Origin of the sequence: Roseibium alexandrii DFL-11, assembly GCF_000158095.2 — a bacterium.
Classification (GTDB): Bacteria; Pseudomonadota; Alphaproteobacteria; order Rhizobiales; family Stappiaceae; genus Roseibium; species Roseibium alexandrii.
Genome location: NZ_CM011002.1, coordinates 2431295 through 2443857, shown reverse-complemented (window position 1 = coordinate 2443857; position 12563 = coordinate 2431295). Strand labels below are relative to the sequence as shown.

12 protein-coding genes and 1 tRNA gene are annotated in these 12563 nt (G+C 59.2%); 5 read left to right on the top strand and 8 right to left on the bottom strand.

Translation table 11 applies throughout. The features are described 5' to 3' along the window. Positions 1-82 precede the first annotated feature (82 nt). Positions 83-158, top strand: a tRNA-Phe gene (locus tag SADFL11_RS11400). A 326-nt stretch (positions 159-484) separates the two neighbouring features. Continuing rightward, the gene (locus SADFL11_RS11395; protein WP_008192974.1) at positions 485-1369 is read left to right on the top strand and encodes a homocysteine S-methyltransferase family protein; all 885 of its coding nucleotides are present in this window, start codon (positions 485-487) and stop codon (positions 1367-1369) included. Positions 1370-1391: 22 nt separating this feature from the next. Here the strand turns inward: SADFL11_RS11395 and hypF are convergent, their stop codons facing one another. The 6 genes from hypF to hypA are packed head-to-tail and all read right to left on the bottom strand — an operon-like array spanning position 1392 to position 7339. Then, positions 1392-3713 (bottom strand): carbamoyltransferase HypF, encoded by a 2322-nt coding sequence (gene hypF / locus SADFL11_RS11390; protein ID WP_008190135.1) that lies wholly within the window; start codon positions 3711-3713, stop codon positions 1392-1394. An 11-nt stretch (positions 3714-3724) separates the two neighbouring features. After that, a complete protein-coding gene (gene hypE / locus SADFL11_RS11385; RefSeq protein ID WP_008194697.1) occupies positions 3725-4762 on the bottom strand; it encodes a hydrogenase expression/formation protein HypE in 1038 nt (345 codons plus the stop codon). Continuing rightward, complete coding sequence (gene hypD, locus SADFL11_RS11380) at positions 4759-5913, bottom strand: hydrogenase formation protein HypD (RefSeq protein WP_008191068.1); 1155 nt, start codon at positions 5911-5913, stop codon at positions 4759-4761. Before hypD ends, hypE begins: the two co-directional genes overlap by 4 nt. After that, the gene (locus SADFL11_RS11375; protein WP_008191248.1) at positions 5910-6164 is read right to left on the bottom strand and encodes a HypC/HybG/HupF family hydrogenase formation chaperone; all 255 of its coding nucleotides are present in this window, start codon (positions 6162-6164) and stop codon (positions 5910-5912) included. The genes hypD and SADFL11_RS11375 overlap by 4 nt, the downstream gene beginning before the upstream one ends. A 9-nt stretch (positions 6165-6173) precedes the next feature. Beyond that, a complete protein-coding gene (gene hypB, locus SADFL11_RS11370; RefSeq protein ID WP_008194634.1) occupies positions 6174-6998 on the bottom strand; it encodes a hydrogenase nickel incorporation protein HypB in 825 nt (274 codons plus the stop codon). Then, the gene (gene hypA, locus SADFL11_RS11365) at positions 6998-7339 is read right to left on the bottom strand and encodes a hydrogenase maturation nickel metallochaperone HypA (protein WP_008193943.1); all 342 of its coding nucleotides are present in this window, start codon (positions 7337-7339) and stop codon (positions 6998-7000) included. The genes hypB and hypA overlap by 1 nt, the downstream gene beginning before the upstream one ends. Positions 7340-7690: 351 nt before the next feature. Here hypA and cysQ point away from each other — a divergent pair, with 351 nt between their 5' ends. Both cysQ and galE read left to right on the top strand, forming a co-directional pair. Beyond that, on the top strand, positions 7691-8536 hold the full coding sequence (gene cysQ, locus SADFL11_RS11360) for a 3'(2'),5'-bisphosphate nucleotidase CysQ (RefSeq protein WP_008188629.1): 846 nt from the start codon (positions 7691-7693) through the stop codon (positions 8534-8536). A 95-nt stretch (positions 8537-8631) separates the two neighbouring features. Further along, positions 8632-9663 (top strand): UDP-glucose 4-epimerase GalE, encoded by a 1032-nt coding sequence (galE, locus tag SADFL11_RS11355; RefSeq protein WP_008192732.1) that lies wholly within the window; start codon positions 8632-8634, stop codon positions 9661-9663. A 3-nt stretch (positions 9664-9666) separates the two neighbouring features. Here the strand turns inward: galE and SADFL11_RS11350 are convergent, their stop codons facing one another. Both SADFL11_RS11350 and purB read right to left on the bottom strand, forming a co-directional pair. Next, complete coding sequence (locus SADFL11_RS11350; RefSeq protein WP_040453055.1) at positions 9667-10416, bottom strand: metallophosphoesterase family protein; 750 nt, start codon at positions 10414-10416, stop codon at positions 9667-9669. A gap of 139 nt (positions 10417-10555) precedes the next feature. Next, positions 10556-11884 (bottom strand): adenylosuccinate lyase, encoded by a 1329-nt coding sequence (gene purB / locus SADFL11_RS11345; protein WP_008192595.1) that lies wholly within the window; start codon positions 11882-11884, stop codon positions 10556-10558. 153 nt (positions 11885-12037) lie between these two features. Between purB and SADFL11_RS11340 the strand changes: the two genes are divergently transcribed. Then, positions 12038-12520, top strand: a complete 483-nt coding sequence (locus tag SADFL11_RS11340) for an NUDIX hydrolase (RefSeq protein ID WP_040453057.1) — start codon at positions 12038-12040, stop codon at positions 12518-12520. The last annotated feature ends 43 nt before the right edge of the window (positions 12521-12563 follow it).

Sequence of the window (12563 nt, the reverse complement as noted above, 5' to 3'; positions counted from 1 at the left end):
GGTGCTGGACAAGGAACAAACGAGCTTCTATAAGGACCGGGCTTTCGGCGGACGGGGCATGCCTCCCGCCACATCAAAGCACGCCCAGATAGCTCAGTTGGTAGAGCAGCGGATTGAAAATCCGCGTGTCGCTGGTTCGATTCCGGCTCTGGGCACCACTTTTTTCCTTCAAAAATGAACTTACGCTCCGGGTTGCTACAACGACCAGCTCTTGCGCTGCAGAGTGCTAACTGTTGGTGCATGCGAAATGTTTGATCGCCAGTTGGCATAACCCTGTCAACAAGATGCCCTGGGCTTTTTGCTACCAACAGGTAAAAGCCTTTTTTCATCCGATCCAATCTATATTCGACTGCGTAGGACAACGCCTGCGGATAAGATCAGACTTGGATCCGCGCGGAGGTGTTGGCCGCGTGTGTATGTGCGCCTTTAAAACAAAAACCGAAAAATGCTGGCTTTTAGGCAAGGCATTTGGAAACGGACGAGAATGAGCAACATCACGATTCTCGATGGTGGCATGGGGCAGGAACTGGTTCACCGCAGCGGGCGGGTGCCGAGCGGACTTTGGTCTTGTGAGCTGATGATGGAGCGGCCGGATCTCGTCCGCGCCATTCATGACGACTTTTTTGCAGCCGGCGCGCATGTCGCGACGGTCAACAGTTATACGCTCCACAGGGACCGGTTGCGGCCCAACGGCTTGGATGATCAGTTCGAGCGGCTGCACCACCTTGCCTGTGACCTTGCCTGTCAATCCCGGGACGCGCATGGCAGCGGTCTTGTGGCAGGTTGCCTTGGTCCGCTTGGCTGGTCGTACAGCCATGACGGAGCTCCGTCAGAAGACCAATCCATCGACCTCTATGATGAAATTTGCCGAGTTCAAAAAGATCACGTCGACCTGTTTGTCATCGAAACGATCGCCTCGGTCGCGCAGGCGCGCGCGTCCCTGACCGCAGCGCTCAGGCATGACAAACCGGTCTGGATCGCTCTAACGGTGGATGATGGGGATGGGGGTGCCCTTCGATCCGGTGAGCCGCTGCAAGAGGTGGTGGAAGTTGTCAATGACCTCGGACCAGAGGCGGTTTTGATCAATTGTTCGGTGCCGGAGGCTGTGACCAGGGGCATGGCCGTTCTCGGACCGTCGGGCCTGAAGACCGGTGCTTATGCCAACGGTTTTACGGCCATCAAACCTGAATTTCTCAAGAAGGGCAGCAGCGTTTCCAAACTTACCGCGCGCACCGATATGACACCTGAAGTCTATGCGGGTCACGGGGCAGACTGGATTGATCTGGGTGCCACGATTGTTGGAGGATGTTGTGAGGTCAGCCCTTCCCACATAGCGGAACTGTCGCGCCGGTTTAACCCTGCTGTGTGATTGAGCGGAGCGCGGCCTGAGATCATGTCACCGCTGCGATCGCTGCTTGACCAAGCGACAATCCGCCATCGTTGGCGGGCAGTTTTCCGGGAACCAGAACGTCGAACCCTTGCGCGCTCAGCTGTTCGTACAGCCCGCCGGCAAGGATCGCGTTTTGCAGGACGCCGCCCGAGAGCGCGATTGTCCTGATATTCCGATCCCCTGCGATGTGAGTTGCCATCTCGCTGATTGCCTTGATCAGCCCCAAATGAAACCGGGCGGAAATCAGACCCGGTGCCGTTCCACGTTTGAGGTCGCCCAACAAAGCCTCCCACATCACCTCCCAGGACAACATCCCCGGCGTTCCGCTCGAAATGTCGACCGGGTAGGCGGTCGCTTGCGAAAGATAGGGTCGGGCGAGAGCTTCCAGCAACACGCCTGTCTGGCCTTCATAGGATTGGCGCGTGGCGCAAATCCCAAGGGCCGCGGCAACGGCATCAAACAGCCGTCCTGCAGAGGAGGCCATTGGCGTGTTGAGGCCGCTGTCGATCAAGTGCTCGATCACGCTCACGGTCTTGCCGGTAAAAATAGGACTGAGGGAGGAACTGGCGCTCGAAGGAGACCAGTCTGTACCAAACGCCGCCCGCAGATGTGCCACCAGATTGCGCCAGGGCTCGCGAGCCGCAGCTGCCCCGCCGGGCAGAGCAATGGGGAGAAAATGGCCGGCCCGCTCAAAGCCCTTGTAACCGCCAAAAAGAAATTCTCCGCCCCAGATCGTACCGTCACTGCCGAGACCCGAACCGTCCAGAACAACGCCAAGCACCGGATCGCTGTCCGGCGGCAGGCCGTGTTCAGCCATGCAAGCGGCAAGATGCGCATGATGATGCTGGACCTCGATCAGCGGAATGTGCAGGTCCGCCGCCAGCCGCCGTCCGGCTTGTGTCGAGACAAAATCGGGATGGAGATCGACTGCGATGCGGTCCGGTTCAAAATCGTAAAGCTGCCGGTAGAGGGTGAGGGTCTTTTCATAGTCCTCCAGAACCGGTCTGCTCTCCAGATCGCCCATGTGCTGGGACACGACGGCGCTTGCTTGCCTCAGCTGGCAGAACGTTGATTTGAGTTCACCGCCCATGGCAAGCACCGAAGGGCATGTTTGAAAACCGTTGTTCAGCGCCAGTGGCGCAGGGGCATGGCCTCTTGCCCGGCGCAGGATCACCGGCCCGCCTCGATCTGCGCGCATCACACTGTCATCCAGCCGGTTGACGATCTCCCGGTCATGCATGAGGAATCCGTCGGCAATCTGCCCAAGATTGCGTCGCGCATCCTCGTTGGTGATGACTTGCGGATCTTCCGAGCGATTGCCGGAAGTCATGACAAGCGGGCCCGGAACCGCTGCAATCAGAAGATGATGCAGCGGCGTTGCCGGCAGCATGAGGCCGCATTGATCAAGGCCCGGCGCAAGGTGTCCGGAAAGGGCTGGCTTCTCTGCGGACTTTGCCCGCAACCTCAGTAGGACAATGGGGGCCGCGCGGTCTTCCATCAGCGCCGCTTCCCTATCGCTGACATGGCAGATCGTCCGCGCCTGCTCCAAATCGCGCACCATCACCGCAAGCGGCTTGTGCGGCCGTTTTTTCTTCTCCCGAAGCCGGGCAACGGCCGCATCATTCGTGGCATCGACGGCCAGATGAAAACCGCCAAGGCCCTTCAGGGCAATGATCTCACCTGCCGCCAGCCGGGATGCTGCCCAGCGGATCGGGTCGGCCGTTTCAATCCGCGTTCCTTCGGCTTCGGCCCAGAGCTGCGGGCCGCAGGCCGGACAGGCATTGGGCTGCGCATGGAACCGCCGGTCCGCCGGATCGTCATATTCGCTCTGGCACTCCGGGCACATTTTGAACGCGGCCATCGAGGTGCTGGCCCGGTCATAGGGAATGGATGTCACGATGGAGAGACGCGGCCCGCAATGGGTGCAATTGGTAAAGGCATAGCCGTGGCGCCGGTTGGCCGGATCAAAGATGTCGGCAACGCAGGCAGGGCAGGTTGCCGCATCCGGGACAATGCCGGTGGTGGCAGGACCTTCAACGCTCTCGACAATTTGAAAGTCTTGCGGCGGCGGACTAAAGGGCCCAGCAAGAACTGCTGTTTCGACGCTCACAATTTCAGAAAGCGGCGGCGCTTCGCATCGGAGCCGCTCCAAAAACCGTTGTTGCCGGTCAGCTGCACCGAAGATTTCCGCGAGCACACCGTCCGCATCATTGAGAACATGACCGGTAAGGCCTTCTTCCCGTGCCAGATGCCAGACGAAGGGTCGGAAGCCAACGCCCTGCACAAGGCCTTTGATCCGGACATGTGTTGCGGTCACGGTCATCAGCCGGCCTGTCAGCAGATCCGGGGCAGCTGTTCGCCCGCAAGCCAATCGACCACACGCACGCCGCCGATTTCCGTTTCCATCTCCACCAGATGGGCATCGTCCTCGGTGACTGTCCCGATCAAGGCCGCATCCCGGCCAAGCGGATGGGCCCGCATGGCCGCCAGCACCGCATCAGCATCGCCGGGCTCGCACAAACACACCATCTTGCCCTCATTGGCGACATAAAGCGGATCAAGCCCGAGCAGCTCGCACGCGGCTTTCACATCCGCCTTTATCGGAATTGCGTTTTCTTCCAGATGGATGCCGACCTTGGCGGTGCGGGCGATCTCGTTCAAGGTTGCCGCCAGACCGCCGCGCGTCGGATCGCGCAGAACAGCGATCCCGGGTGCTGCTGAAATCATACCGGCGACAAGTGTGTGCAGCGCGGCGCTGTCGGAGCGGATTTCCGTTTCGAATTCAAGGTTCTCCCGTTTGGAAAGGATGGCAACACCGTGATCACCTAAGGAGCCGGACAGAAGGATCGCCTGGCCGGGCTCCGCGCGCTCGACCGAGACATGAACGCCGTCCGGCACAACCCCCAGGCCGGTCGTTGTGATGAAGACACCGTCGCCCTTGCCCTTTTCGACGACCTTGGTATCTCCGGTAACGATCGGAACGCCTGCCGCCTCTGCGGCCCGCGCCATCGAAATGACGATCTTTTCCAGATCGGCGAGCGGAAAGCCTTCTTCGAGAATGAAACCGACGGTGAGATAAAGCGGTTCGGCACCCGCCATGGCGACGTCATTCAAGGTGCCGTGAACGGCGAGAGACCCGATGTCGCCACCGGGGAAGAAGATCGGCGAGATGACATGACCGTCCGTCGACATGACAAGCCGCCCGGCTACCGGTGGCAGCAGCGCCGCGTCATTTCCCTGATCTAGGATCGGATTGGTCAGATGGTGTTGAAAGAGATCCGCGATCAGCTCTGCCGTTGCGCGGCCGCCGCCGCCATGGGCCATGTCGATGCTGCCCGTGCGCGCGGACAATGTCGGATCCTGAATATTCATGCCGCGGCCTCTTTTTGCGGCCGGGCCGCCTTGGTGCGGAAGCGTCCATAGGTCCAATAGGCCGCGCAGGCACCTTCCGACGACACCATGCAGGATCCCATCGGCGTGTCAGGCGTGCAGACCGTGCCGAAGAGCTTGCAGTCGGTCGGTTTTTTCACGCCGCGCAAGATGGCGGGACACTCACAGGACTTCACTTCGCGCGACTGTTTGGGTGTTATCTCGAACCGCTGTTCGGCATCGAATGCGGTAAAGGCCTCCCGGATCTTCAAGGCGCTCTTGGCAACTGTGCCGAGCCCGCGCCATTCGAACGCGTCGCGGATGTCAAATACCTCTTCGACCAGTGCCTGAGCCTTGAGATTGCCCTCACGGGTCACGACGCGCGTGTATTCGTTTTCAACCTCGAAGCGGCCCTCATTGATCTGGCGGATCAGCATCAGGGTCGATTGCATAACGTCCAGGGGTTCAAAGCCCGCGATCACCACCGGTTTGCCGAAAATCTGCGCGGCAGGCTCATAGGGCTTTGATCCAATCACCGAGCTGACATGGGAGGGGCCGAGGAACCCGTCAATCTCCACGGTGACAAGATCCTGAACATCTGGTGACTGCAGGATATGGGCAATTGCGGGGGGCGTCAGAACGTGATTGCAGAAGACAGAGAAATTACCAAGGTCTTCCTTTTTGGCCTGTTTGATTGCAACGGCGGTCGGCGGGGTCGTGGTTTCAAAGCCGATGGCAAAGAAGACGACTTCACGGTCCGGATTGTCGCGGGCAATCTTCAGGGCATCCAGAGTGGAATAGACCATGCGAATGTCTGCCCCGTCGGCCTTGGCGCGGATCAGGCTGCGCTGTTTCGTGCCCGGCACGCGCATCATGTCGCCATAGGTGCACAGGATTACATTGCGCCGCTCGGCAATCTCCACCGCGTCATCCAGCCGGCGCACGGGCAGCACACAAACCGGGCAGCCAGGTCCATGCACATAAGCCACGTTGTCCGGCATCAGGTCCTGAACGCCATAACGGAAGATAGCATGGGTGTGACCGCCGCAAAACTCCATGAAATTGTAGGTCCGGCCCGGATCAGCCTCGCGCCGGATGGCAGCGGAAACGGATTTCGCGAGATCCTTGTCGCGGAATTCGGATACATATTTCACTGGTCCGCTCCTGTCATCTCGTCGAGTTCGTCCTGAAGCACACCGGCCTCGGCCATCAGCTGAAGCGTGCGGGCCGCTTCGTCCGGGCTGACCTTGTGAAGCGCATAGCCGACATGAACCAGAACGTAGTCGCCAACGGCGAGATCCTCGACCAGCGCGGTCGAAATCCGTTTCTTGATGCCTTCAAGCGCAACGACGGCCATGTCGTCGCCGTCAAGTTCCGTGATCTTGGCAGGGATTGCGAGACACATGGGAGGCTCCTATTCCGCGGCATCTGTTGCGGCGTATCCGGCGAAAAGCCTTGCGCGGGCGTTGCCGATCCAGTCGATCCAGTCCTCAAGACCGTCTCCGGACCGCGCGGAGACCGTGAGCACCTTGATCTCCGGATTGATTTTCCGGGCGTTTTCGGTGGCAATTCCGACATCGAAATCGACGTAGGGCAGGAGATCCGTCTTGTTCAAGAGCATGACGTCAGCTGCGGCAAACATGTCCGGATATTTCAGCGGCTTGTCCTCGCCCTCGGTCACCGACAGGATCGCGACCTTGTGGGCCTCGCCAAGATCGAAGGCCGCCGGGCAGACAAGGTTTCCGACGTTTTCAATAAAGACATAAGCGCCGTCTTGCGCGGCAAGCCGCTCCAGCGCATGACCGATCATGTGACCATCCAGGTGACAGCCCTTGCCGGTGTTGATCTGAAGGGCAGGGACGCCGGTTTCGCGGATCCGGTCGGCATCATTGGTGGTTTGCTGGTCGCCCTCGATCACATAGCAGTCACGGGTCTTGCCGAGCCTCTTGAGGGTCTCCACCAGAAGCGAGGTTTTGCCCGAGCCGGGGCTTGAGACAAGGTTCAGCGCGAACATGCCGTGCTCTGCAAGATAGCGGCGATTGGCATCCGCGTAGCTGTTGTTCTTCGACAGGATATCCTGTTCCAGCTGGATCAGGCGGGACTGGCTCATTCCGGCGACCGAGGCTCCGGCATCGCCAGTTCCATAGTGATGGTGATGGTGAGCATGATGCCCATGTGCGTGTTTCGTGCCATCTTCCATCTGGGTTTCACCGCTCCCGCAGCCGCAAACCGTACACATTACGAGACCTCCAGTTCCTTGATCCGCAGTTCTTCCCCGGTCTTGACCTGCAAGACGTGCGAGCCGCAGGACGGGCAGGGATCGAAACGGTCTTGAATGACAGCTGTCGCGCCGCACGCAGCGCAAGTGGCGGTTGCTTCCGGCTCGAAGATGTCCAGCTGGGCACCGTCCGCAAGGCTGCCGCGGGTCACCACATCAAAGCCGAACCGCAGGGCCTCCGGCTCAACGCCCGACAGGGGGCCGACTTCCAGGCAAACTCGGTCAACCTTAGAGAAGTTCTGGCTGGCCGCTTCGTCTAGCAAGATCCCGAGTATGTTTTCGCATAACGACATTTCGTGCATCGATTGATCCTCAAGCCCCTCTATTGCTGATCCCAACCGCACTGCAATTTATGACAGTCTGCCAGCCCACTTTGGAAGCGGTCCACGACATGGATCAAATGGCTGAAATAAGCAGGCGCGAATGTGACCTCGGCAGTCACACATCATGGCGCCACGGCGCCCTGAGACAGCTGCGCTTTCGAGCGACGTCACTGTTGTCGTCCCGGCTCTCCGTTCTGCTGCGTCCGGGACGACATTAGCGGGGGCAACGAGGTGTGGATCTCGTAGAACGTGTCGTGGGGATCTGTGGTCTTGCGCCGGAGACGAAGCTGTTCCACAAGAGCGGCATCTTTCAATCAACACGGCGCAACGATGAGCGAACTCAAGCATATGACCGGGACCGCAGATGGCCAGGTGGAATCACTCTTGAACTTGGCAGTGGCTGCCGGGGCTGAGATCCTGAAGGTCTATGCCGAAGACTTCAGCGCGTCAGTCAAGGGGGACGGGTCCCCGGTCACCGTCGCCGATCAGGCGGCAGAGGACGTGATCCTCAAAGGACTTGCAGATCTTTTTCCGGATGTGCCGGTGGTGGCCGAAGAATCCGTCGAAGCCGGAAAGTTACCAGAGGGCGGCGCCCGGTATTTCCTTGTTGATCCTCTGGATGGCACCAAGGAATTCGTAAAGCGCAACGGTGAGTTCACGGTCAATATCGCGCTGATCGATGAGGGAACGCCGATTTTTGGCGTTGTCTACGCGCCCGCGCTGAAGGAGATCTACTGGGGCGGCACCTTGCCGGGTGGCGAAGCGCAGGGTGCCTTTCAGGGGCAGGTTTCAGACAGCGAAATCGTTGATGTTGGAAAAATCTCTGTTCGAAAGCCGCCAGAGTCGGGATTGAGTGTTTTGGCAAGCCGCTCGCATTTGTCGGAAGAAACCGAAGCGCTGATCGCAAAGCTGAAAGTCGCCGAGAAGGTCTGTGTCGGCTCGTCGTTGAAGCTGTGCTGGGTTGCTGCGGGGCGGGCGGATCTCTATCCGCGCATGGCACCGACCATGCAGTGGGACATTGCAGCCGGCGATGCGGTGGTCCGGGCTGCTGGCGGCCATGTGGTTCTGGCAGAAACGGGCGAGATCTTCGTTTACAGACTTGCCGAGGGCGCGACCAAAGACGATCTGCGCAATCCGCATTTCATGGCGGTGAGCGATCTGGCGCTCCTGCCATGATGGGCGTTGGGGCGCGTAAGGAAACGTGAAGGTCTTATCAGCAAATATGTCGTTGGCATTATAGGCGTTAGGCACGCGGGAAAGGCAACAGTGACATGACGATCCTGATCACCGGTGGCGCAGGCTACATCGGATCCCACTGCTGCGTGACCTTTCTGGAAGCAGGTCACGATGTCGTCGTGCTCGACAACTTTTCCAACTCCAGCCCGGAAAGCCTCAAACGGATTACCGCGATTACGGGCAAGGAAGTTGCCCATGAAAAGGGCGACATCCGAGACCGTGCCACGCTTGAACGAGTACTGAGGACGTACAACTGCACAGGCGTAATTCACTTTGCCGGGTTGAAAGCGGTTGGTGAGTCCACAGAGGTTCCGCTCAGCTATTATGCCAACAACATCACCGGAACCCTCGAGCTCTTGGCTGCGATGGGGGCGTGCAATGTGCGCCAGCTCATATTCTCCTCTTCGGCCACTGTTTATGGCGAGCCGAAGTTCCTGCCCTTGACGGAAGATCATCCGCTGAGCGCCACCAACCCCTATGGCCGCACAAAGCTGATGATCGAAGAAATCCTCGGTGATGTCTCTGCGAGTCACCCGAGCTGGCGATTTGGCATCTTGCGCTATTTCAATCCGGTCGGCGCCCACAAAAGCGGCCTGATCGGGGAAGACCCGCAAGGGGTTCCGAACAACCTGATGCCGTTTGTCTCGCAAGTCGCCAGCGGCCGCCGCGACAAACTGTCGGTCTTTGGCAACGACTATGATACGCGCGATGGCACCGGTGTCCGCGATTACATCCATGTGGTCGATCTGGTGGAGGGGCACCTGCGCGCCTATGAGGCGCTGGCGTCGCTCACAGACACGGACAACAGCTTCACCGTCAATCTGGGGACCGGAACCGGCTACAGCGTTCTGGAGATGGTGAAAGCCTTTGAACGGGCGTCAAACCAGGCGATCCCTTATACAATCGCTCCGAGGCGTCCCGGGGACGTCGCCGAGGTGTATGCCGACACAAACAAAGCGGCGGACAAGCTCAAGTGGACCGCGGACCGCGGCCTGGAAGACATGTGCTCCGACACCTGGAACTGGGCCTGTAAGAACCCGAAGGGCTACGACGGTTCGAGCGAATAAAACTTACGATAAAGGCCCGTAAAAGCCGCGGCGCAATGAGCGTCCCCAGCCCGGGCGCTTGTTCTTTTCCGCTTCTAGTGCCGCAGCTTCCCAGTCGTAAGGCAGGATCTTTTCCTGAAAACTCCATCCTGATGTACCTTTGGTCATCAGCGCATACCGCGCGTGCGGGCTGCCAACTTCCATTGTGTGGCGGTTCGGGTGATCATCTTCATAAGACGGCAAGCCGACGCTGCCGGGGTTAAGGATTGTCTGTCCGGACTCATGAAGATGAATGACCCGCGGAATATGGGTGTGACCACAGCAGATGATCGAGGATGATTCGCCCATGAGCTCAGCAATCAGCGTTTCTTCATCCGGCAGATGACCTTTGGGGCCCTCCACCTTTTCGGTCAAATACCGGTCGTCATTGTCCGGTGTGCCATGGCAAAGGAAAACGTCATCACTCAACCGGATGGTCGGTTGTGTCGTCTTCAGCCAGTCAAGGCTTTGGCGGGACAGCCTGTCGGCTGCAAAAGAGTCCGTCGGGCCCATCTTCTCTTTAGGACTTTCAAGGACGATCCGATCATGATTGCCGCGCACCGTTGGCCACCTGGTTTCCCGCAGGATCGCAGCGGTTTCCTCCGGCCACAGAGGACCTGACACGCAATCACCGAGATTGACGACGACATCAGGAGCTTCGCCGGTAAGATCCGCCAGCACCGCTTCCAGCGCCAGCACATTGCCGTGAATGTCCGAAACAACCGCAATTTTCATGAATGATTGCCCCATTTGCATTCTGCCGTCCCCGCGAAGGCAAGGATCCAGTAACCCGGGAAGATAGACAGGAACCCTGACAGCCGTTTGAAGGTCCTGGGCCCCTGCGTGCGCAGGGGCGGCACAGGCTCGTGCAGCGTCAGCTTTCCCCGAATACCCGCTCAAAAATTACGTCGACGTTCTTGGTGTGATAGCCAAGATCGAAGCGATTGCGAATTTCTTCTTCGGACAGGTAGTTGCGGACGTCTTTGTCGTTGAGAAGCTCGGTGAGGAAGTCGACCTTGGCGTCGCCGGACACCTGATAGCTGTCCCAGACCTTCATCGCGTTGCGCTGGACCAGACGGTAGGCGTCTTCTCGGGAGGAGCCTGCTTGCGTCAGGGCGAGCAGGATCCGCTGGGAATGGACGAGACCGCCGAGACGGTCCATGTTGCCCATCATGCGCTCCGGGTAGACCACCAGCTTGTCGATGACGCCGGTGAGGCGCGCGAGGGCAAAGTCGAGGGTGACGGTCGTGTCCGGGCCGATCATGCGCTCAACGGACGAATGCGAGATGTCACGTTCGTGCCAGAGCGCCACGTTCTCCATGGCCGGCACGGTGGACATACGCACCAGGCGGGCAAGGCCGGTCAGGTTTTCGGTCAGGACCGGGTTGCGCTTGTGCGGCATCGCCGACGAGCCTTTCTGGCCCTTGGAGAAGAATTCTTCTGCTTCCAGTACTTCCGTGCGCTGCAGGTGGCGGATTTCGGTCGCAAGACGCTCGATCGAGGAGGCGATGACGCCGAGGGTCGCGAAGTACATCGCGTGGCGGTCGCGCGGGATCACCTGAGTTGACACCGGCTCGGCCTTAAGGCCAAGCGCCTTGGCGACATGTTCTTCAACGCGCGGGTCGATGTTGGCGAAGGTGCCGACAGCACCGGAGATGGCACCGGTGGCGATTTCCTCGCGGGCATTCAAAAGACGCGCCTTGCAGCGGTCAAATTCGGCATAGGCCTGCGCCATTTTCAGGCCGAAAGTGACCGGTTCGGCGTGGATGCCGTGGGACCGGCCGATGGTGACCGTGTCTTTGTGCTCAAATGCCCGGCGCTTGATGGCCGCCAGCAGCTCGTCCATGTCCTTCAAAAGAAGGTCGGTCGCCTTGACCAGCTGGATGTTGAAGCAGGTGTCCAGAACATCCGACGAGGTCATGCCCTGGTGCACGAAGCGGGCATCCGGTCCGACGATCTCTGCAAGATGGGTCAGGAAGGCGATGACGTCATGCTTTGTCTCCCGCTCGATCTCGTCGATGCGGTCGATGTCGAAGGTGGCGCTTCCGCCTTTTTCCCAGATCGTCTTGGCAGCGTCTTCGGGGATCACGCCGAGCTCCGCCAATGCATCGCAGGCATGCGCCTCGATCTCGAACCAGATGCGGAATTTCGACTCCGGAGACCAGATATCGACCATGTCTTGGCGGGAATAGCGCGGGATCATCGCAGGTTCAGTCCTCGTCTTGGGAAGTGTTGGCTGCGGGATAGCAGAGCGCGCCCGGCCCTTCAATGGAAAGCCGCCGTTTTTGCTTGCGGCGGGCCGGGGAATATGACTGATTATCGCGCAACTCATCCATTTCTGGTGTCGGAGGCCTTCATGACCATCTGGCGACCCGCCAATTACATCACCGTCAAAGCCCTGGCGCTCATCTGGCAAGATGACGCTCTGCTCCTGACCGAGATCTATGACGATCATGGCAATATAAAGGGCATGCGCCCCTTGGGCGGAACGGTTGAATTCGGCGAAGCTTGGCGCGATACACTGCAGCGGGAGTTTTTGGAAGAACTCGGTGCGCGGATATCTTTGGGCAGCGACCATTTTGTCCTTGAAAACATCTACGAACACTATGGCCAAACCGGCCATGAGATCGTTTTCTTGTGCCACGCGCATTTTTCAGATGGGCGCTTCTACCGGCAAGATGCCATCCCGTTTCTGGAGCATGATGAAACCGAGTGTATTGCCAGGTGGATGTCGGTTGCAGAATTGAAGGCCAAACAGATCGAACTCTACCCCGAAGGCTTGATGGAGCGGCTCAATCAACCTGTCGCCGGCTCGGCTGTGAGCCGCCGATACAGCTAAAACGACGCGCGAGTGCTTGATTCTTTGTGTATCCGCCAGAAAT

Coding starts and splice junctions, on each gene's coding strand:
- SADFL11_RS11395 (WP_008192974.1), top strand. CDS start 485: ATGAGCAACATCACGATTCTCGATGGTGGCATGGGGCAGGAACTGGTT.
- hypF (WP_008190135.1), bottom strand. CDS start 3,713: ATGACCGTGACCGCAACACATGTCCGGATCAAAGGCCTTGTGCAGGGC.
- hypE (WP_008194697.1), bottom strand. CDS start 4,762: ATGAATATTCAGGATCCGACATTGTCCGCGCGCACGGGCAGCATCGAC.
- SADFL11_RS11375 (WP_008191248.1), bottom strand. CDS start 6,164: ATGTGTCTCGCAATCCCTGCCAAGATCACGGAACTTGACGGCGACGAC.
- hypB (WP_008194634.1), bottom strand. CDS start 6,998: ATGTGTACGGTTTGCGGCTGCGGGAGCGGTGAAACCCAGATGGAAGAT.
- hypA (WP_008193943.1), bottom strand. CDS start 7,339: ATGCACGAAATGTCGTTATGCGAAAACATACTCGGGATCTTGCTAGAC.
- cysQ (WP_008188629.1), top strand. CDS start 7,691: ATGAGCGAACTCAAGCATATGACCGGGACCGCAGATGGCCAGGTGGAA.
- galE (WP_008192732.1), top strand. CDS start 8,632: ATGACGATCCTGATCACCGGTGGCGCAGGCTACATCGGATCCCACTGC.
- SADFL11_RS11350 (WP_040453055.1), bottom strand. CDS start 10,416: ATGAAAATTGCGGTTGTTTCGGACATTCACGGCAATGTGCTGGCGCTG.
- purB (WP_008192595.1), bottom strand. CDS start 11,884: ATGATCCCGCGCTATTCCCGCCAAGACATGGTCGATATCTGGTCTCCG.
- SADFL11_RS11340 (WP_040453057.1), top strand. CDS start 12,038: ATGACCATCTGGCGACCCGCCAATTACATCACCGTCAAAGCCCTGGCG.